General features: G+C 63.2%; 22 protein-coding genes and 1 pseudogene. 16 read left to right on the forward strand and 7 right to left on the reverse strand.

Annotated elements, in window-relative coordinates; all coding sequences use genetic code 11:
* Positions 1-18: 18 nt before the first annotated feature.
* The 3 genes from ACFFUC_RS18185 to ACFFUC_RS18195 all read left to right on the forward strand — a co-directional run bounded on the left by ACFFUC_RS18185 (position 19) and on the right by ACFFUC_RS18195 (position 2,456).
* Positions 19-786, forward strand: coding sequence for an SDR family oxidoreductase (locus tag ACFFUC_RS18185; protein ID WP_377688338.1), 768 nt, complete (start codon positions 19-21; stop codon positions 784-786).
* Positions 787-957: 171 nt separating this feature from the next.
* Complete coding sequence (locus ACFFUC_RS18190) at positions 958-2,025, forward strand: AbrB family protein (RefSeq protein ID WP_377688339.1); 1,068 nt, start codon at positions 958-960, stop codon at positions 2,023-2,025.
* Positions 2,022-2,456: an NUDIX domain-containing protein gene (locus ACFFUC_RS18195; RefSeq protein ID WP_377688340.1), complete on the forward strand. Its 435-nt coding sequence runs from the start codon at positions 2,022-2,024 to the stop codon at positions 2,454-2,456. Before ACFFUC_RS18190 ends, ACFFUC_RS18195 begins: the two co-directional genes overlap by 4 nt.
* Positions 2,457-2,488: 32 nt before the next feature.
* Here the strand turns inward: ACFFUC_RS18195 and ACFFUC_RS18200 are convergent, their stop codons facing one another.
* Both ACFFUC_RS18200 and ACFFUC_RS18205 read right to left on the reverse strand, forming a co-directional pair.
* Entirely contained in the window at positions 2,489-3,343 is an 855-nt protein-coding gene (locus ACFFUC_RS18200) for a PP2C family protein-serine/threonine phosphatase (RefSeq protein ID WP_377688341.1), read from the reverse strand.
* 62 nt (positions 3,344-3,405) lie between these two features.
* On the reverse strand, positions 3,406-3,759 hold the full coding sequence (locus ACFFUC_RS18205) for a response regulator (protein ID WP_377688342.1): 354 nt from the start codon (positions 3,757-3,759) through the stop codon (positions 3,406-3,408).
* 124 nt (positions 3,760-3,883) lie between these two features.
* Between ACFFUC_RS18205 and ACFFUC_RS18210 the strand changes: the two genes are divergently transcribed.
* On the forward strand, positions 3,884-4,273 hold the full coding sequence (locus tag ACFFUC_RS18210; RefSeq protein ID WP_377688343.1) for an Hpt domain-containing protein: 390 nt from the start codon (positions 3,884-3,886) through the stop codon (positions 4,271-4,273).
* Here the strand turns inward: ACFFUC_RS18210 and ilvA are convergent.
* The gene (ilvA, locus tag ACFFUC_RS18215) at positions 4,236-5,471 is read right to left on the reverse strand and encodes a threonine ammonia-lyase IlvA (protein WP_377688344.1); all 1,236 of its coding nucleotides are present in this window, start codon (positions 5,469-5,471) and stop codon (positions 4,236-4,238) included. The genes ACFFUC_RS18210 and ilvA overlap by 38 nt on opposite strands.
* Positions 5,472-5,638: 167 nt before the next feature.
* On the opposite strand from ilvA, the gene ACFFUC_RS18220 reads away from it, so the two are divergent.
* From ACFFUC_RS18220 to mog, 6 genes are all read left to right on the forward strand, one after another.
* Positions 5,639-6,388, forward strand: a complete 750-nt coding sequence (locus ACFFUC_RS18220) for a DUF4123 domain-containing protein (protein ID WP_377688345.1) — start codon at positions 5,639-5,641, stop codon at positions 6,386-6,388.
* Between the two features lie 74 nt (positions 6,389-6,462).
* On the forward strand, positions 6,463-7,119 hold the full coding sequence (locus ACFFUC_RS18225; protein WP_377688346.1) for a hypothetical protein: 657 nt from the start codon (positions 6,463-6,465) through the stop codon (positions 7,117-7,119).
* Entirely contained in the window at positions 7,112-7,990 is an 879-nt protein-coding gene (locus ACFFUC_RS18230; RefSeq protein ID WP_377688347.1) for a hypothetical protein, read from the forward strand. Before ACFFUC_RS18225 ends, ACFFUC_RS18230 begins: the two co-directional genes overlap by 8 nt.
* 80 nt (positions 7,991-8,070) lie before the next feature.
* A complete protein-coding gene (locus ACFFUC_RS18235; RefSeq protein ID WP_377688348.1) occupies positions 8,071-8,562 on the forward strand; it encodes a hypothetical protein in 492 nt (163 codons plus the stop codon).
* Between the two features lie 218 nt (positions 8,563-8,780).
* Positions 8,781-10,007 (forward strand): argininosuccinate synthase, encoded by a 1,227-nt coding sequence (locus ACFFUC_RS18240; RefSeq protein ID WP_377688349.1) that lies wholly within the window; start codon positions 8,781-8,783, stop codon positions 10,005-10,007.
* 112 nt (positions 10,008-10,119) lie between these two features.
* Positions 10,120-10,671, forward strand: coding sequence for a molybdopterin adenylyltransferase (gene mog / locus ACFFUC_RS18245; protein WP_377688350.1), 552 nt, complete (start codon positions 10,120-10,122; stop codon positions 10,669-10,671).
* On the opposite strand, the gene ACFFUC_RS18250 is transcribed toward mog, so the two are convergent.
* Positions 10,646-11,257 (reverse strand): nucleoside/nucleotide kinase family protein, encoded by a 612-nt coding sequence (locus ACFFUC_RS18250; protein WP_377688351.1) that lies wholly within the window; start codon positions 11,255-11,257, stop codon positions 10,646-10,648. The genes mog and ACFFUC_RS18250 overlap by 26 nt on opposite strands.
* Before the next feature lie 195 nt (positions 11,258-11,452).
* On the opposite strand from ACFFUC_RS18250, the gene ACFFUC_RS18255 reads away from it, so the two are divergent.
* From ACFFUC_RS18255 to ACFFUC_RS18265, 3 genes are all read left to right on the forward strand, one after another.
* Entirely contained in the window at positions 11,453-12,358 is a 906-nt protein-coding gene (locus ACFFUC_RS18255) for a DnaJ C-terminal domain-containing protein (protein ID WP_377688352.1), read from the forward strand.
* On the forward strand, positions 12,358-12,705 hold the full coding sequence (locus ACFFUC_RS18260; RefSeq protein ID WP_377688353.1) for a hypothetical protein: 348 nt from the start codon (positions 12,358-12,360) through the stop codon (positions 12,703-12,705). The genes ACFFUC_RS18255 and ACFFUC_RS18260 overlap by 1 nt, the downstream gene beginning before the upstream one ends.
* A gap of 128 nt (positions 12,706-12,833) precedes the next feature.
* The gene (locus ACFFUC_RS18265) at positions 12,834-15,026 is read left to right on the forward strand and encodes an esterase-like activity of phytase family protein (protein WP_377688354.1); all 2,193 of its coding nucleotides are present in this window, start codon (positions 12,834-12,836) and stop codon (positions 15,024-15,026) included.
* Positions 15,027-15,125: 99 nt separating this feature from the next.
* Here the strand turns inward: ACFFUC_RS18265 and ACFFUC_RS18270 are convergent, their stop codons facing one another.
* Genes ACFFUC_RS18270 through ccmI form a run of 3 tightly spaced genes read right to left on the reverse strand, consistent with a single transcriptional unit; the run spans position 15,126 to position 17,007 of the window.
* Positions 15,126-15,299 (reverse strand): DUF1289 domain-containing protein, encoded by a 174-nt coding sequence (locus tag ACFFUC_RS18270; RefSeq protein ID WP_377688355.1) that lies wholly within the window; start codon positions 15,297-15,299, stop codon positions 15,126-15,128.
* 11 nt (positions 15,300-15,310) lie between these two features.
* Positions 15,311-15,784, reverse strand: a complete 474-nt coding sequence (gene ruvX, locus ACFFUC_RS18275) for a Holliday junction resolvase RuvX (protein ID WP_377688356.1) — start codon at positions 15,782-15,784, stop codon at positions 15,311-15,313.
* Complete coding sequence (gene ccmI, locus ACFFUC_RS18280; RefSeq protein ID WP_377688357.1) at positions 15,784-17,007, reverse strand: c-type cytochrome biogenesis protein CcmI; 1,224 nt, start codon at positions 17,005-17,007, stop codon at positions 15,784-15,786. Before ccmI ends, ruvX begins: the two co-directional genes overlap by 1 nt.
* A 229-nt stretch (positions 17,008-17,236) precedes the next feature.
* Between ccmI and ACFFUC_RS18285 the strand changes: the two genes are divergently transcribed.
* The 3 genes and pseudogenes from ACFFUC_RS18285 to ACFFUC_RS18295 all read left to right on the forward strand — a co-directional run.
* Positions 17,237-18,505: a sarcosine oxidase subunit beta family protein gene (locus ACFFUC_RS18285; protein ID WP_377688358.1), complete on the forward strand. Its 1,269-nt coding sequence runs from the start codon at positions 17,237-17,239 to the stop codon at positions 18,503-18,505.
* 202 nt (positions 18,506-18,707) lie between these two features.
* Positions 18,708-18,998 carry a hypothetical protein gene (locus ACFFUC_RS18290; protein WP_377688359.1) on the forward strand — a complete coding sequence of 97 codons (291 nt, stop codon included), beginning with the start codon at positions 18,708-18,710 and terminating at the stop codon, positions 18,996-18,998.
* 357 nt (positions 18,999-19,355) lie between these two features.
* Positions 19,356-19,667 (forward strand): annotated as a pseudogene (locus ACFFUC_RS18295) (sarcosine oxidase subunit delta); the annotation flags it as partial.
* Positions 19,668-19,739: the final 72 nt, after the last annotated feature.

Genomic DNA, 19,739 nt, shown 5'->3' on the forward strand with positions numbered 1-19,739 from the left:
CCCCATTTCGGAGGAAAAATGGATCTTCAACTTCAGGGCCATCGCGTCATCATTACAGCCGGCGCGAACGGAATCGGTCGCGCCATTGTCGAGGCCTTTCTGGCCGAAGGCGCCCGCGTCGCGACCTGCGATATCGACACCGAGGGCCTTTCGACCCTTCCCGAGGGCGTGTTTCAGGCCCGCGTCGATGTAGGTGACGCCGAGGCGTTGCGCGGCTTTATCGATCAGGCGGCCGAATGGCTGGGGGGCATCGATTGTCTGGTCAACAATGCGGGGATCGCGGGGCCGACCGCCAGGGTCGAGGATGTCGATCTTGCCGCATGGGAGCAGACGGTTGGCATTTGTCTCACCAGCCAGTTCGTGACCTGCAACCGCGCCGTGCCTTTGCTGCGCAAAAGCGAAAACGCCTCGATCATCAACCTGTCTTCGGTTGCGGGCCGCGTCGGATTCAAGATGCGCAGCCCCTATGCGGCGGCGAAATGGGGGGTGATCGGGCTGACGAAATCGCTCTCGATCGAGCTTGGCCCCGACGATATCCGCGTCAATGCGATCTTGCCGGGGTTGGTTGCGGGCGACCGCCAGCGCCGCGTGCTCGAGGCCAAGGCGCAGGTGCAGGGCCGTCCGGTTCTCGACATCGAGGAGGAGGCATTTTCCTTTACCTCGATCCGCCACTATGTGACGCCCCAGCAGATTGCCGATCAGATCCTGTTCCTCGCCAGCCCGCGCGGGGCGACTATTTCGGGGCAGGCGATCTCGGTTTGCGGCGACACGCGCATGCTGGCCTGAGATACGAAAGCGCGGAGCGGCCCGAGGGGCGCTCCGCATCCGCGCGCCCATCCCGCGCGACCACGCGAAATGGCGCGACGCGCGTGATTGGCCTTGTCACTTCTGCCGCAGGGCGACATTTTCGCGGCAAGGAACCTGCGAGGCAACCGGCGGATCATGACAGCGGCGCAAATGCGGACTTTCGCGGCCGGAGCAGCAGGCGCGGCAGGCTTCTTGCTTCTTGGATTGCCGCTGCCATTGCTGCTCGGCCCGCTTTTTGCCTGCCTGGCTGTCGGACTTGCGGGGGGGCGCATGGGGCCGGTCGGCTTGATCGGCACGGTCATGCGCACCATTCTGGGCGTCGCTGTCGGAGCCTCGATCACTCCCGATCTGATCGCGCGGCTGCCGGATATGGTCTTGTCGGCGGCGCTGGTGCCGGTCTTCATTCTCGTGATCGGCCTCGTCGGCTATCCGTTCTTCCGGCGCATCTGCGGCTTCGACGGGCCGACCGCTTTCTATTGCGCCATGCCGGGCGGCTTTCAGGACATGGTGGTTTTCGGCGAAGAGGCGGGGGCCGATATCCGCGCATTGTCCCTTGTCCACGCCACCCGCATTCTGGTGATCGTCACCGTTTTGCCCTTCCTGATCAGTCAATTCTACGGGCGCTCGCTGGACGGATCGCTTGGGGCCTCGGTGGCCGAGATCCCCGTGCCGGAGCTTTTGTTGATGGTGGTCGCCGCGATTGGCGGCTGGCAGATCGCGAAGCGTTTGCGGCTTTTCGGCGCCTCGATCATCGGGCCGATGGTTTTCACCGCAGCGCTGTCGCTGGCCGGATTGATCACCCATCGCCCGCCCGCATTGGCGATCATGGCGGCGCAATTCTTCATCGGCTGCTCGGTCGGCGCGAAATACTCCGGCGTGACGGCACGCGAGCTCAAGGTCGACGTTTTGGCCGGCGTGGCCTTTTGTCTTATTTTGGCGGTAATCTCGCTGGTTTTCGCCGAGCTGGTCATTCTGTTGGGCCTTGCCCCCGATGTCGAGGCCCTGCTGTCCTTCGCACCGGGCGGGCAGGGAGAGATGGCGGTTCTGGCGCTGATCGTCGGCGCGGATCTGCCCTTTGTCGTCACCCACCATCTCGTGCGGATCGTCACCGTCATTCTGGGCGCGCCGATCATCGCGCGCTGGCTCGATTGGGGCCGGCCCCCGCGAGCGCCGGACGCAAGCCCCGCATCCGAAACCGAAAGGAAAGCGCAGCCATGATCCCGCGATACGGCACGATCCGTCCCGACCAACGCTATACACGGCGGCCCGGTGCTTATGCGCTTTTGCTGCGCGACAATGCGGCGCTTTTGACCTTCCAGCAGGCGCCCGAGCCCGAATTCCAGCTGCCGGGCGGCGGCATTGATCCGGGGGAGGCCCCGCTGCATGCGCTCCACCGCGAGGTCAAGGAGGAGACGGGGTGGAGCATCGGCCAGCCGCGCTTTCTCGGGCAGACACGGCGGTTTTGCTATATGGCCGATTATGATCTTTGGGCGGAGAAGCTCTGCACCTATTGGGTCGCGCGCCCGATCCAACGCCTCGGCCCGCCGATCGAAGAGGGCCATAGCGCGCAATGGGTGCCGCTCGACCGCGTTGCCGCTTTGCTCCCCGATCCCGGCGCGCGGGCGATGGTGGAGCGTTTTCTCCGCTGATCCCTTTCGCCGCGCGGGAAACCGTCCGGCCCTCATGGCGCGACCTCTGGGCGGGCCGTGCGTTCGATCAGGACGGCGGACATGTCGTCGACGTGTTTGCCGCCGGTAAATTCCGTCAAATGCAGCGATAGTGCTTCGAGCAAAGCGCCACCCTCGAGGCGGGTATTGCCGCGCAGAAATCCGGCCAGCCCATCGTCCCCCAGGGCTTCGCCCTGCGGGGTTTCGCATTCTGTGATCCCGTCAGAGGCGATCAGCATCCGGTCCCCCGGCCCAAGTTGCGGCACCAGTTCCTCGAAGACCGCGTCCTTCATTACGCCGACAGGAAGCCCGCCCGCGCCGATCCATTCGATCTCGCCCGTGGCGCGCTGGATCACAGGATGGGGATGGCCGGCCTGAACCAGCCGCAATTCTCCGCCAACCAAGTCGAGATCGGCGTAAACCATCGTGTAATAGGCATCGGTGCGCAGCTCGTCGAGCATCTGCGCGTTGAGGACATGCAGCAGCTCGCGCGGGCTGCGCGCATCGTAAAGCCCCAGATCCGTCGTCTTCAGCGCGATATTCTGATCGGTCGAATCCGAGAGTTGCGCGGCGAGGCGCGCGGTCAGCAAAGCCGCCGTCACGCCATGCCCCGAAACGTCAAGCGCATAGATCCCGATCCGTTGCCCGTTGATCGGAAAGAAGCCCACCATATCACCCCCGATATGGCCCGCCGGCCGCAACAAAAGGGAGATGTGGAAATCGCCGAACTGCCCGCTGCGCTCGCGCAGGAGCCGTTGCTGGAGCGCACGGGCGTCGCACAGATCGCGGTCCATCGCCGCCTGCGCGTCACGAAGCTGGTCGACTACGCTTTGCAGATGGTTGTTGGTGGCGCGCAGCTTTTCCTCCATCCCGAGGATACGCTCGGCAACCGAAAGCCGCGCGAGCAGCTCGGCCCGCGAGATCGGCTTGGTCAGAAATTCGTCCGCCCCGCCGAAAGGCCGGCCGCAATGTCGATCTTGGCCGATTTCGTCGTGAGCAGAATGAAGTAGCTATAGGTTTCGCGCCGCGCCGAACGGACCGCGCGGCAAAAATCGAGCCCCGAACCCTCGGGCAGGACCCAGTCCGAGATGATGATGTCGGGCGCATTTTGCTCCTGCAAAAGCATGGCTTCGGGGAGGGAACTCGCCTCGGCCACGCGGTAGCCCTCGCGCACAAGTTGGACCGCCAGCATGCGGCGTTGCGCGCTGCTGTGATCGACCAACAGGATCAGCCGGCCGCTGGCGGCTTTGGCAAAGGCGGAGAACGGGCGATTCGCAGGGACCATGATTGATCATTAGCGCCCGCGGATGAATGCGGGGTTAAGGGCGCTTGCCGCGCAATTTCCCTGTTAACCCGATGATAACGCGGGCGCGTTAAAGCTGGGTCGAACACAGAGAATCGGATGCGGAATGATCGACTGGGATCGGGTGCGGGAAATGCGCGGGGAGTTGGGCGAGGCCGAATTTCGCCTCATTCTCGAGCTGTTTCTCGACGAGATCGAAACCATTGCTTTCCGCCTCACGAGCAATGATCCCGCGCTGATGGAAACGGATCTCCACTTCCTCAGGGGCTGTTCGCGCAATCTCGGTTTTCGCGCGCTCGCCGCGGTCTGCGAGGAGTTCGAGGCGCTGACGATTTCGGGGCGGGCCAACGAGGTCCGCCTCGAAAGGGTTCTGGACATTTATGCCCATACCAAACAGGTCTTCATGCGTGCACTGGCAGGCAGTCAGGCGGGCCAATCCCCGGATGCGGCGTCGAAAATCAAATCAGGAATTCGGCCAGTGTCTGGTCATGGGTGATGTCGTTATAGCCGAAGCCGTGTTCGTCCAGCTTGGCGCACAGCAGCGTCAGATTGGCGGGTGAGGAGGTCTCGATCCCGATCAGAACCGTCCCGAAGTTGCGGGCCGATTTCTTGAGATATTCGAACCGCGCCACATCGTCGTCGGGGCCAAGAAGCTGCAAGAAATCCTTGAGCGCACCCGGGCGTTGCGGCAGCCGCAGCACGAAATAGCGCTTGAGACCGGAATACCGCTGTGCGCGCTCTTTGACTTCGGGCAGGCGCTCGAAGTCGAAATTGCCGCCGGAGCAGACGCAAATGATGCGCTTGCCGCGAATATCGCCCATGTCCTGCAGGATATCGATCGCCATTGCGCCGGCTGGTTCAAGCACGATCCCTTCGACGTTGAGCATCTCGATCATCGTGCCGCTGATGCGGTCTTCGGGTGCGGTCAGAACCTGCTCTGGGCTGAAACGGCCCAGCTCCTTGAAGGGCAGGTTGCCGATGCGCGCGACGGCGGCGCCATCGACAAAATTGTCGACGCTGGGAAGCGAGACCGGCTCTCCGGCAATCAGCGCCGCCCGCAGGCTGGCGCCGCCCGAAGGCTCGGCAAAGGTGATCGCGGTTGTAGGGGACTGCTCGGCCAGAAGCTTGGCGACGCCGGCCGAAAGCCCGCCACCACCGACCGGAAGCACGACCATATCCGGCGTGCCGCCGAGCTGGTCGAGAAACTCGAGCGCCACCGTCGCTTGGCCCTCGATGACGTCGGCATCATCGAAGGGCGACAGGAAAGTGGCCCCTTGGTTCGCAGAAAACTCCTGCGCTGCGGCCAAAGTCTGGTCGAAATAATCGCCGGTCAGAACGATCTCGATCGCGTCGCCGCCGAACATACGCGTTTTGGCGATCTTCTGCTGCGGTGTGGTCACCGGCATGAAAATCGTGCCCTTCGCGCCGAAGTGGCGGCAGGCGAAGGCCACGCCTTGGGCGTGATTGCCCGCGCTCGCGCAGACGAAATGGGCATTGTGCGCGCCGAATTTGCGCATCGCGTTGAACGCGCCGCGCAGCTTGTAGCTGCGCACCGGCGTCAGATCTTCGCGTTTCAGCCAAATCTCGGCTCCGTATTTCGCCGAAAGATGGTCGTTCTTTTGAAGCGGTGTCGGCTCGAAAAGGTCGCGCAGGGCGATCTCTGCTTGGCGGACGGAGTCGATGAATTTTTCCATGCAAGGGAAATGAGCCTATTCGCCTGCCTTGACAAGAGGCGATCGCACCCCTCCAGCGCTGCAAAACCGGCTCCGGCATGGCGGATCAGCATGGCTTTCGGCAACAAGATGGGGCTTGCAGAGTTAACTAAAATTGGTACCACTCAGACATATCAGATTAAACCGACATGGGTTTCATGCACAGTAGCGTCACAGAGGATCCATGGACCGGCGCGTCGGGGCTGGGTGACGGCGTGCCTTCGGGAGCGGCGACGCGCGGCCTGGTGTTGCGGGCGAATGCGATTGACGGGGCTATGCCGCTCGATGCGCAGCTCGGCATTTCACCGCGAAAATCCGTACCAGAGGAGCTGCGCGATGCCTTGTTCGGGCAGTCGCACCCGTCGCGCAAGACTGCCGCCGGCGCAGCGACGGGAAAGGGGGGCCTGGGAGAAAGGGCGCCACGTCTTGCGACCTTCGCCATCCTCGATGCCGCCAAAACGGTCAATCTGCCGGAACTTCTCGAGGATAGCAGGTTGGAGCATCGCTGCCTGTTCAAGGGCGCGGCTTTCGAGACGCTGAAAAATGTCGCTCCGTGGTTGGTGCGGCTGGACGAGGACAACAAACTCACCCGAAGCCTTTTCACCCAATCCGATGCCTGTTGGCATTTGTGGGGGCGGTTTTCGGGGATGTTCATCCGGACCTCCGCCGGCTTTGACGATGTCTGGCGGCATTTTCGGAAGTTCACGCAAATGCGCGATGAAAAGGGGCAGGTGCTTTATCTTCGCTTTTGGGACCGCGCGGTTTTGAATGTCGCTCGTCGTGCCCGGCGCGAAGACGCGCTTTATCAAGCCCTTGTCGGCGATATGCAGATCATTTGGCATAGTCCGGAGCCGGACCATCCCCATCGCTTTTGGCATCTGTCGAGTTCCTATTCATGAGTTTGATCCTTTCGGCCGCAGTTCTGGACGAGATCCGTTTCGAGGCCAATTACGACAGCTACGATTCGATGTTGATGCGGCTTGATCCGATCCGTTTTCGCGGATTGGGGCAGGCCCATCGCGAAGTCTTCATTCGCCATGCAGTAACGGTCTGCGATGAATGGCAGCTGCATTTCGTCGAGGACGTCGCTTATGTGATGTTCGTGATGAGTTTTCTCGGCTCGCATTTCCACCAAGACATGCGCTATCAATTTTTGCGTGCCGAACTGGAACGCACGCCCGAAGGGGCCGATGACCGGATCGAGCGCCTGCGGGAGCGCTTTATCACTATCGGAGCGCGGTTTATCGGGCCGCGCATGGTGCTTTACAGGCGTGATCTTTCGTATTTCCGCGATCATATTCTGCCCGGATCCCGCGGATTTTCATCCGAGAAGATGCTGGCCGAATTGACGGCCTCGCACGCGGAGCGGAGCTATGATCTCCATCCCGATCAGCGCGCTCTTTATTTGCGTCAGGCGCAAATGGCGGCAGCGGGTTTGGGGTTCGGGGATGCGGAAGGCCTGACCCTTTCGGTTGCCTTGGCCTATTGGCTCGGGACGGGGTTTTGGAAGGATCCGCTTTACCCATGGGTTGCCGAGAAAGCCAGACAGGGTGGCGCCGGAGCGGTGATTGATTACGCGATGCATCGCCTCGACCGGCAATTGAAAACAAACGGGGATTTGAATGGGTAAGCAACCGTCAGCCGATTTTGATCTTCCTGCCGATGGTTTGACCGAGCTGAGGAAGAAGTCGACCTCGGCGAAAGCCGCCTGCTGTGACTGCGTTTATCGCGAGGACGGGGATCATGGGCCGAGCGGCAAGATCAGCCAGCTTCGCTTTGACGGCGTGACGCGAAACGGCGAGAAAGACACCAAATTCAAGGCCGAGATCATTATCGACAGCCAGTCCGCGACCAAGCGGATAGCGGTCACTACCCGCATGAAATCGCAAAACAAAACCTCTGATACAGCGCGCTACCCCGATACCGTGACGATGAGCGACGCCGATCTGCAGACGGCGATTGCGAGGATCCCCGCAGCCATCCGGGCAGCCTGGAACGCGCGGCCCTACAAGCTGAAAATCACCGACAGCAAATGCGGCGAGCGGACCTATAATGTCGAGTTCAACGCGATCCTGACGGATTCCTCGCCGCATTATACGATTGATTTCATCAACGTGCCGCTGAGCTCGACGGCGACCGACTATAAAGGCATCACCAGCAACCGCTCTTATGTGCTACCCTCGTCCTATACCGGCAAGTTCAATATCGACGACAGCCGGAGCGCGACAAAATCGGGCGGGCCGGATACGCTCGAACCGCATGAATATGGACATCTGCTTGGATTGAAGGACGAATATACCGACAGCGGCCTGGATCGGAACGGCTGTATCTATGAATTCTATGACGGAACGACCGAAAATGTCGGTGCCAATGGCCAATTGATGGGCAGCATGACGACCAAAACGGCGCAGCCTTTGCGTTACTGTCTGACGATAGCCTATGCCGTCGTTGCCATTTTCGGCAAGAACGGCATCAGAGTCACCGGATTGGAGATTCTATGAAGAAGATTGTCATCCTATTGAGCGCCATGATTGCGGCGACATCACCTGCTTTAGGGCAAAGCCAAACCGGAGAGGGCGTCATGATTACAGGGCTGACCAAAGCTTATCAGGCCAGTTGCAATGGCGTGACCTTCGCGCTTTGGTATTCGCCGCAATCCGATCTCGCCCATATGCGCGACGATAATCCGGCCGAATTCGACCGCGATCGGGTGGTTATGGTCGTCACCAATAGCGAAGCGCCCGCCAATCGCCGCTTTGCCTTTACCGAACCCAAACCGCTTGCCGGATTTGTCCGCCTTTTCAAAAGCGCCGGTTCGCGTTGGCAGGATATTACGGGCCCGCAAATCGATCCCCATCACACCGGCAGCGCGAAAAAGGTCGAGATGCGCTTCGAGGGGGTGGGAGACAGCTATAGCTCGGTTCTGGTTTACCCCGCCTTTACCACGATCGCTGACCCGCAAGACATCGTGAAGGGTGACTACATCCTGCGCTTTGCCGCTTACCCCTATCTCGAGGTCGAGGGCAGCGCCTGCCCGCTGACGCTCCCCGATCTGCCGATCCGCGTGCGCTGACGGGCAAGGTCGGCCGAGGGGGCGGGCATTGCAGGCCGCGCGATCCGCGGCCGGCCAATGTGCCGCCTGCAAAGGGGCGCACGGCCGCCCGCGCGCCCTTTCGTGATGGCAGGCAAGCGACATTCACCCGAATTCTCGCGGGCGAAACAGTGACCGGCCCTTGTTACATGCATGGAAAAGGCCTATTGCGTCCCGAAATTCGACAAAGGATTAGCCGCATGTCCGACGCGCCCAAGAAAGTCGTCCTTGCCTATTCGGGCGGGCTCGACACCTCGATCATTCTGAAATGGCTTCAGACCGAATATAATTGTGAAGTCGTGACCTTCACCGCCGACCTCGGTCAGGGTGAAGAGCTCGAGCCGGCCCGCCAAAAGGCCGAGCTTCTGGGCATCAAGCCCGAGGATATCCATATCGAGGATCTGCGCGAAGAATTCGTGCGCGATTTCGTTTTCCCGATGTTCCGCGCCAATGCGGTCTACGAGGGCGAATACCTGCTGGGCACCTCGATCGCGCGCCCGCTGATCTCCAAACGTCTGGTCGAGATCGCGAAAGCGACCGGTGCCGATGCTGTGGCGCATGGCGCGACCGGCAAGGGCAACGATCAGGTCCGTTTCGAACTGTCGGCCTATGCGCTCGACCCCTCGATCAAAGTGATCGCGCCCTGGCGTGAATGGGATCTGACCTCGCGCACCAAGCTGATCGAATTTGCCGAACAGAACCAGATTCCGATCGCCAAGGACAAGCGCGGCGAAGCGCCGTTCTCGGTCGACGCGAACCTGCTGCACACCTCGTCCGAGGGCAAGGCGCTGGAAAATCCGGCCGAAGAAGCCCCCGATTACGTCTACCAGCGCACGGTTTCGCCCGAGGATGCACCGAACACGCCCGAATATATCGAAGTCACCTTCGAGCGCGGCGATGCGGTTGCGATCAACGGCGAGGCGATGTCGCCGGCCACCATCCTGACCAAGCTCAACGAGCTGGGCGGCAAGCACGGCATCGGTCGTCTCGATTTCGTCGAGAACCGCTTCGTCGGCATGAAGTCGCGCGGCATCTACGAGACCCCCGGCGGCACGGTCCTGCTGGCGGCCCATCGCGGCATCGAGCAGATCACCCTCGACAGCGGCGCGGGCCACCTGAAAGACAGCCTGATGCCGCGCTATGCCGAGCTGATCTATAACGGTTTCTGGTTCTCGCCCGAGCGCGAGATGCTGCAGGCCCTGATCGACAAAAGCCAGGAGCATGTCACGGGCACCGTCCGTCTGAAGCTCTACAAAGGCAGCGTGAACACGGTCGGCCGCTGGTCGGACCACTCGCTCTACAGCGAAAAGCACGTCACCTTCGAAGACGATGCGGGCGCATATGACCAGAAGGACGCGGCGGGCTTCATCAAGCTGAACGCCCTGCGTCTCAAGCTGATCGGCAACCGCAACGCCAAGTTTAAGTAATCCGCGTATCGCGGATTGCGACGGGATTTTTGGGCGGCGGGGGAAACCTCTCCGCCCGTTTCCATTTGGCGCGGAAGGCGTCATGATGCGGGCTGATCCAAGGAAGGCCGCCATGACCCAGAAGACCACCGCCCATATCGCCATCGTCACCGTCTCGGACCGCGCGAGCCGCGGCGAATACGAAGACAAGGGCGGCCCCGGTGCCGAGGATTGGCTGCGCGCCACGATTACCTCGCCGATGGAGATCACCCGCCGCATCATCCCCGACGGCCGCCAATCGGTCGCGGAGACCTTGCGCGCTTTGGCCGACGGAACGGACGGACTGCCCCGCGCCGATCTGATCCTGATCACCGGCGGCACCGGCCCCGCGCCCCGCGACGAGACCCCCGAGGCCATGGCCGATGTCATGGAAAAGGAACTGCCCGGTTTCGGCGAGGAAATGCGCCGCGCCAGCCTGACCGAAGTCCCGACTGCGATCCTCTCGCGCCAATCGGCGGGGATCCGCGGCAGCACGCTGATGATCACCATTCCGGGCAAACCCTCGGCGATCGCGACCTGCCTCAATGCGGTTTTCGCCGCGGTGCCCTATTGCCTCGACCTGATCGGTGCGGCATGGGTCGAGACCGATCCCGCGAAGATCAAGGCGTTTCGTCCGAAAAATTAACCGTCACACCGGCGGGGCGCGACCCCGCCATGACGCGTGCCGCATTGGCCAGATCATTGCGCAGATGATCGGCGATCCCCGCCGCGTCACAGCCCTGATCACGCCAGCGCGCTTCGAGCCTGCGCCGAAGCAGCGCCTCGCCGGCTTCGATCGCAATGGTCAGATCCCAAAGATCGGCCAGCCCGCACCAAGGCGCCTCGTCGAGCAAAAGATAATTGCCTTCGACCACGACCAGACGGGTCTCGGCCCGAACCTGCCCGCGTCCGGCAATCGCCAGATCGAGGTCGCGGTCGAATTCGGGATAGACCACGGCTCCGCCCGCCTTGATGCGCCCGATCAGCGCCAGAAAGCCCGCCGCATCGAAAGTCTCCGGCGCGCCCTTGACCGCGCGCAGACCCGAGGCATCAAGGATTTGGTTATCGAGGTGGAATCCGTCCATCGGCACCAGCGCCGCATCGGGCAGTGCCGCAACCAGCCGTGCCGCCAGATGCGACTTGCCGGCTGCAGGCGGCCCGGCAACCGCGATCAACCTGCGCCCCGCGCCAAGCGCCATGATCCGCGCCAAAAGCGCCTCGAAATCTTCCATGCCAAATATCCCGGGGGAGTCCGCAGGACGGGGGCAGCGCCCCCAACCGCCCGCAATTCACTCTTGCTTTGACGGCAAAGCCTTGCAAGCCTTGGAGAGGCTCGGCAAAGGAACTGTGACGGATGAAACTGCGCGACCGTCCATGCGTTGGACAAAGCGCATGGTGCGGACGGGAAGAATGAAGGGGCAGCCGGGATGGCCGACGATCCATATAAAGCCTTGGGCCTGAGCAAGACTGCAACTCAGGACGAAATCAAAAAGGCCTATCGCCGCATCGCGAAAACCGATCATCCCGACCTCAATCCGGATCCGGCGGCGACCGAGCGTTTCAAGGCAGCATCAAGCGCCTATGACCTGCTCAAGGATCCCGAACAGCGCGCGCGTTTCGATCGCGGAGAGATCGACGCTGCCGGTCAGGAAAAGCCGCGCCATTACTACCGCGAATATGCCGAAAGCGGCGACAACCCCTATCGCCAGCAATATGGCGACTTCGACGATCTGAGCGGGGTCTTCTCCGATCTCTTCGGCCAGCGCGGGGCAGGCGGGCGCGGTCGGGCGCAAAGCTTCGACATGCGCGGCGGCGACCAGCGCTTCACGCTCGACATTGATTTCATGACTGCGGCGCGCGGCGGCTCGACACGGATCACCATGCCGGACGGCAGCAATCTCGACGTGAAAATCCCCGAAGGCGCCTATGACGGACAGGTCATCCGCCTGCGCGGCAAGGGCAGCCCGGGCATGGGCGGGGGCGGGCCGGGCGATGCGCTTTTGACCTTGATGGTCTCCGAGGATCCCGATTGGAAGCGCATCGGCGACGATGTCGAGATTACCGTTCCGATCACCATCGACGAGGCGGTTCTGGGCGGCAAGGTCGAAGTCCCGACCATCGAGGGCCGCGTCATGCTGACCGTGCCGCGCGGCACCAGCTCGGGCCGCAAGCTCCGCCTCAAGGGGCGCGGCATCCGTGGCGCGAACGGCCAGCGCGGCGACCAGCATGTCGTCTTGAAAATCGTCATGCCGCCGACCATCGACGACGATCTTGCCAACTTTTTCGAACAATGGCGGCAAGATCACCCCTATGATCCGAACAGGAGGACGTGATGATCCGCCATTACACCTTTGAGGAAACGCTGACGGTCGTTTCGGATCTGACCGAACCCGATCTCAACCGCTATATCCGAGCGGGCGTGGTCCAGACGATCACTTCGACGCAGGGGCCGGTCTTTCGCGATATCGACATAGCCCGTCTCGGCGTTCTGGTCGAACTGACCGAGGGCTATGCGCTCGACGACGAGGCTTTGGGGCTGGTGATGTCGCTGCTCGACCAGCTCAACGGCATGCGCGCGGATATGCGCGCCGTACTTGACGCCATCGCCCAGGAGCCGCCCGAGACGCGGCAGCGCCTCGGGCGCGCGATCAGTGACGGGCGCGAGCCTTCGCACGGTTGAGCTGCGCCTCCTTCCGGTCCGGCCTTCGGCCCAAGCTGCGCTCTGTCGCGCAATTGTCACGGGCGTGATACGCCCATGTCACGACAGCGGTTCATCACGCGGGCATCGCTTAACCGCTGAGGCCTTTGATGAATTTCCGCCTGACCCTGAGCTCCGCCCTCGCGCTGAGCCTCGCCGCGCCGCTGATGGGCACGCCCTTTGCCGCTTCGGCCCAGACCGCCGCCGCGCCGGTCTTCAACCGAATCGCCACTTTCGCCACCAGCGCCAATATGGCCGAGGGCGAGGACAGAGCACGCGCAACTTCGGCCGAGATCATGACCGTCACGCCCGACGGCATGACCCTGATCTATTCCGACAGCCCGCTTGGCGCGATCGGCCTTGTCGACATCACCGACCCCAAGGCTCCTAAGCCGCTCGGCAATATCGCGATGGACGGCGAGCCGACCACGACAGTCGTCGCAGGCAAAACCGCCTTTGTCGGCGTGAATACCTCGAAAAGCTTCACCGAACCGTCGGGCGTCCTGCGCAGCGTCTCGTTGGAGGATCGGAGCATTCTCGCCAATTGCGACCTCGGCGGGCAGCCCGATTCGGTTGCGATCTCGCCCGACGGCTCGCGCCTTGCCGTCGCGATCGAGAACGAGCGTGACGAAGAGGTCAACGACGGCGCGCTGCCGCAGATGCCGGCGGGTTTCGTCGAGATCCTGCCCCTTAAAGACGGCGTGGTCGATTGCGCGGCCAAGCAGCATGTCGATCTGACCGGCCTCGCCGAGATCGCCCCCGAGGATCCCGAGCCCGAATATGTCGCCTTCAACGCCGCCAACGAGCTGGTGGTGACGCTTCAGGAAAACAACCACCTCGTCGTCATCGGCGCGGACGGCAAGGTCGCCAGCCATTTCAGCGCGGGTAGCGTCGATCTGGCGGGGATTGATACCGACAAGGACGGCAAGCTCGATTTCACCGGCAAGCAGGACGGCGTCGCGCGCGAGCCCGACGGGGTTGTCTGGATTGACGCCGACCATTTCGCGACCGCCAACGAGGGCGACTGGAAAGGCGGCTCGCGCGGCTTCACCATCTGGAAAAAGGACGGCACGGTCGTTTACGAATCCGGCGCGGATTTCGAACATGCGATCATCCGCGCGGGCCATTACCCAGAGGGCCGCTCGAACAAGAAAGGTGTCGAGCCCGAGGGCCTGACCTTCGCCGAATTCGGCGGCGCGAAACTGCTGTTCGTGGGCTCCGAGCGCGCGAGCATGGTCGGCGTCTATGATGTCGCGGATCTGTCGCAGCCCAAGCTGCTGCAGCTTCTGCCCTCGGGGATCGGCCCCGAAGGTCTTGTCGCCATTCCGGCCCGCAATCTTTTTGCCACCGCCAACGAAACCGATCTGGGAGAGGACGGCGCTGCGCGCGCCCATGTCATGCTCTACGAGGCCGGCGTCGGTCCTGCCACCTATCCGACCGTGGCTTCGCGCGCCGACCAGCTGATCGGCTGGGGCGCGATCTCGGGGTTGAGCGTCGATCCCGCCACGCCCTCGGTGCTTTGGGCGGTCAGCGACAGCGCTTACGGGGCCGAGCCGTCGATCTACCGCATCGACACCAGCAAGGTGCCGGCCGAGATCACAGACAAGATCGTGGTCAGCCGCGACGGCAAACCGGCCGAAAAGATCGACCTCGAAGGCATCGCATCCGACGGGCAGGGCGGCTTCTGGCTCGCGAGCGAGGGGGACCCCAAGAAAGAGGTTCCCCATCAGGTGCTGCATGTCGACGCCCAAGGCGCGATCGGGCAGACCTTCGCGCTGCCCGAGGCGCTTCTGGCGGGCCAGACCCGCTTCGGCATGGAAGGGATCGCGCTGCATGACGGCAAGGTCTGGGTCGCGGTCCAGCGCGAATGGGAGGATGATCCCAAGGGCCAGACCAAGCTGTTGCAGCTTGATCCCGCAAGCGGCACCTGGGCCGGTCTGCGCTATCCGCTTGAAGGCGGCGAGGGCTGGGTCGGCTTGTCGGAACTCGCGATCCACGGCGATTACGCCTATCTGGTCGAGCGCGACAATCTGATCGGTGACAAGGCGGCCCTCAAGCAGATCACCCGCGTGCCGGTGGCCGATCTCGAGCCGGTGGCGCTGGATGGCGAGTTGCCGGTGGTCACGAAAGAGGTCGTGCGCGACCTGATCCCCGATCTGAAACAGTGGAACGGCTATGTGCAGGACAAGGTCGAGGGCATGGCGATCGCGCCCGACGGCACGGTCCATGTCATGACCGACAACGACGGCGTCGATGATGCCTCGGGCGAAAGCTTCTACTGGCGCTTTTCGCTCGGACAATAGACGGCAACAAGAACGGCAACCGGGCAAACCGGTCGGGCAGAAACAAGGGCCGGAGCAGTGATGCTCCGGCCCATCCCGTTTTGTCGGGTGTTTGCTGTACTAGCGCCCCGCAGGCTTGCGCGGCTCGCGCAGGGGGAGCTGAGCCATGATCTCGGCGCGCTCGCCCGCGCTCATCCCCGCCCAGTCCGCGATCTCGGAAAGACTGCGTTTGCAGCCCAGACACAGCCCGCTTTCGGGCGCGATCCGGCACAGGTTGACGCAGGGAGAGATCATGGTGCGCCGCCTCAGCCTTCGGCGATAAAGCGCAGCCGGTCGAGCATGCCCTGCAGGATATAGCCCGCCGCGACCTGATCGATCACCTCGGCGCGGCGTTTGCGCGACGTATCGGCCTCGAGGAGCGCGCGCTCGGCGGCGACGGTCGACAGGCGCTCGTCCCAAAAGCCGATCGGCAGCGGGGTCAGCCGTTCGAGGTTGCGGGCAAAGGCGCGGGTCGATTGCGCGCGCGGCCCTTCGGAGCCGTCCATATTGCGCGGCAGACCCAGAACGAGGCCCTTCAGATCGCGATCCGCCGCGATCTTGAGCAATGCCTGCGCATCGAGCGTGAATTTCTCGCGCCGGATCACGGTGATCGGCGAGGCGACCTGACGCAGGCTGTCGCTGACCGCAACGCCGATGGTCTTGGTGCCGAGATCCAGTCCGGCAATCGCGCCGAATTTCGGAAGGGCGGCGGCGAAATCTTCGGGGGCTTCAAAGATCATCACTCGACCCCGGCTTTTTGCGCCGCTTCGCGGACTGTGGCGAGGGCTTGGGCATTGCTGGCGAAGCGGGTGTGGGCCTCGTGCCAGATCGCGCGGGCACGGTCGGTCTGACCCAGAACCCCGAGAGCCGAGATCAGCCGCGCCCATTCCTCGGGCGTGCCGCCCTGAGTCGCGAGCCGGTCTTCGAGACCTGCAACCATGCCCGAGATCATCTCTTCGCGGGCCTCGGGCGTCATGTCGAGCGCGGCCTCCATCGCGGCGGCATCGGGGCCGGGGATAGGCGCGGTCAGGCCGGGTTCGGGCGGCGTGTAATTGGCTTCGCCCGCGAGCCATGCCAGATCGGGGATCAACGCGCGGATCGGCGCGTTCCACGGCGCATCGGCGGGCGTCTCGGCCAGAAGATTGGCCCAAATCGGGAAGGCGCGGTCGGGACGGCCGTTCTGGATCTGCAAAAGCCCCGCCATATAGCGCGCCTGGGCATCGCGCGGGTCCAGCTTGAGGGCGGCCGCCAGTTCGATTTCGGCCTCGCGGGTGATGGTGCCGCCGGCGGCCTCGACCATCAACGCGGCAAGGCGGGCATGCTCTTCGGCGCTCGCCTGATCGCCCTTGATCGCGACCAGACGGGCCTGCGCCTCTTTGGCGGCAAGATAATTGCCGAGCCGCGATTCATGTTCGGCCAGAAGCGCCAGACCCTGCGGATCGTCGGGACGCTCCTTCATCGCGGTGCGGAGCTGCTTGATCAGCGCGAGATAATCGGCATCGGGCGTCGGCTGCTCGGTCTTGGGGGCGGCGGTCTCGGCCTCGGATTGGGACGGGCGCTCGGCATAGCGCTTTTCGGCAGCCTCGACACGGGCCGCGATCGGCAGATCCGGGACGGCAGGCGCGCCGATGCGGTCGTAAAGCGCGAAAGCGCCGGCCAGCGTCGCGGCCAGGGCGGCAAAGCCCCAGATCACGGCGGGGCCTTTGCTTTGCCGGCTGCCGGCCTTGAGGGCGCGGTCGGCCTCGATCACCTTGCGGCCGATGTCGATTCGCAGCCGCTCGGCATCGGGCTGGGCGATCAGCCCGCGTTCGAGATCGCGTTCGACCTCGCGCAGCTGGTCGCGATAGACCCGAAGATCATAGGCTGCCGCCGGTTCGACGTCGCCCGCGCCGCGACGCATCAAGGGCGCGAAGATCGCAAGAAAAGTAACCGCCGCCAGCGCCGCGCAGATGATCCAGAGCATCGTATTCTCCTGAAGCTGGCCTGTAGATAGCGGTTTTGCCCGTCAGGCAAAAGGCGCGGGACTGCGGCATAACAACCGTGTGACGGAAGGGCAGGTGCATGCGGGAGATCTGCGCCGGTCTCTGGCGCAAAATTACTATCGCCCCGTCGCAAGCCCGACTTGCCGGAAGGGCGGTCAAACGACAGTCTGGACCCAGATACGAGTCGCCCGTGGACCGAAGGATATTCCCATGCCCACCGCCCAAACCAAGTCCGGCCGCTATTCCGTCTTCGCCATCGCGCGAGAGGCCATGCGTCTGCATTCCGGCTGGCGCCGTGCCTGGGCCAGTCCGCAGCCCAAAAAGCGCTACAAGGCCATCATCGTCGGCGCGGGCGGCCACGGGCTCGCGACGGCCTATTATCTCGGCAAGAACTACGGGATCACGGATGTCGCCGTGATCGAGAAGGGCTGGCTCGGCGGCGGCAATACCGGCCGCAACACCACGATCATCCGCTCGAACTACCTGCAGGACCCTTCGGCGGCGATCTACGACAAGGCGCTGAAACTCTACGAAAATCTCTCGCAGGATCTGAACTATAACGTCATGTTCAGCCCGCGCGGCCTGCTGATGCTCGCCCAGACCGAACACGAGATCCGCGGCTACAAGCGCACGGCCCATGCCAATATGCTGCAAGGGGTCGCGACGCAGTACATCACCCCCGAACGCGTCAAGGAACTGGTGCCGATCATCAACCTCCACGGGCCGCGCTACCCGATCCTCGGCGCGCTTTATCAGGAACGCGGCGGCACCGCGCGCCATGATGCGGTGGCCTGGGGCTATGCGCGGGCGTGCTCGGATATGGGCATGGACATCATCCAGAACTGCGAAGTGACCGGTATCGAGACCGAGAACGGGCAGGTCAAAGCCGTCAACACCGGCAAGGGCCGCATCGAATGCGAAAAGCTCGCGATGGTGGTTGCGGGCCATTCCTCGCATCTGGCGGAAATGGCGGGCTTCCGGCTGCCGATCGAATCGATCGCGCTTCAGGCTTTGGTTTCGGAACCGATCAAGCCCTGCTGCGATGTCGTCATCATGGCCAACACCGTCCACGGCTATCTGTCGCAATCGGACAAGGGCGAGATGGTGATCGGCGGCGGCACCGACGGGTTCAACAACTACACGCAGCGCGGCTCGTGGCACCATGTCGAGGAAACCGTCCGCGCCCTGATCGAGACTTTCCCCATGCTCTCGCGCCTCAAGATGCTGCGCCAATGGGGCGGGATCGTCGACATGACCGGCGACCGTTCGCCGATCCTGTCGACCACGCCGGTCGGCAATATCTTCGTCAACTGCGGCTGGGGCACCGGCGGTTTCAAGGCGATCCCGGGTTCCGGCTGGGCTATGGCCGAGCTGGTTGCCAAGGGTCAACCGGGGCCGCTCGCTGCCGATTTCGGGCTCAACCGTTTCGTCGAAGGCCGCTTCATCGACGAGAGCGTCGCGGCCGGGGTTGCGCATTGATGTTTTCCGCCGATCCCCTTTTGGCACACGGCATTTTCTCGCCACCTGCGGCGCTTTGCCGCAGCGCGAAGATTGCGCGCTTGACGACAGATATGTCTCGGCAGGAAGCTGCCCGCCGACAGGAAGATCTCATTGATTATGGAACAATTTACCAAACTCTGACATTCTTCTTGCAACGTCATTCCACCAAGGAGGAATTCACATGGCCGACCCGCAAAAGAAATCGAACAGCGGTCTCATCATCGGGATTGTTGTCATCATCGTCCTGGCTCTGGGCTGGTACTGGTACAGCGGTTCCAAAGCCACCACGGAAACGGTTGTCGAAACTCCGGCGGCGACCACTCCGGCTGCGCCTGAAGCTTCCTCGGAACCGGCTGCAACCACGCCCGCAACGACCGAGCCTGCTGCAACCGAGCCGGCAACCACGCCTGCAACGACCGAGCCTGCAACGACCGAACCGGCCGCAGGCTCGACCGCTCCGGCAACCAACTGATCTTTGCGCCGCACGCTTTTGCGTGACGTCGAAGACGCGTCGGGGGCAGGCTCTGCCCCCGACCACCACGACCCATTTCGCCACGGCCCTTGATGCTCGGCATCGGGTCATCGAAGCGTCATTTGGAGCAAGGCGGGACAGGGTTCCGCCTGCCGTAAACCGTCGCGCTTTTCGTTCTCTTTCCGCCTTTGCGGCCTGCTCCGGCGCGCCCGCGCCCGACGCTCGGCGCAACGCTGTGCCGCACCGCATTGCGGCCCCCGCCTTTGTGCCCCCCGCCATAGCCCAAGATTTTCGTGCCGACCTACCGGTTCCGGCAGCCGACGTCCGCTCGCGGTCCGTCGCCAAAGGAGTGATGCCATGCTGACCCTGACCTGTCCCTATTGCGGTGTGGCCGCCGAGGAAACCGAGCTGCAACCCGGTGGCGAGGCCCATCTCAAGCGCTTTGGCCCCGGATCGAGCGATCAGGATTTCGAGGCCTATCTGTTCGCGCGCAAAAACCCCAAAGGCGTCCATTTCGAGCGTTGGCGCCATGCTTACGGCTGCGGCAAATGGTTCCTCGCGGCCCGCGATACCGCGACATTGCAGGTCTTCGGCACCTACCGCGCCCAGACCCCGCATCCGACCCCCGAGATCGTCGCCGCCATTCAGGCCGCGCGCCCCGATTGGCAGCCTGACTGGCAGCCTGACCGCGCGGGCCAAACCGTCTCCGACCAGACCTCCACCTCAGCCGAAAGCCAGCAA

The sequence above is a fragment of the Paracoccus cavernae genome (assembly GCF_042430175.1).
Classification (GTDB): Bacteria; Pseudomonadota; Alphaproteobacteria; order Rhodobacterales; family Rhodobacteraceae; genus Paracoccus; species Paracoccus cavernae.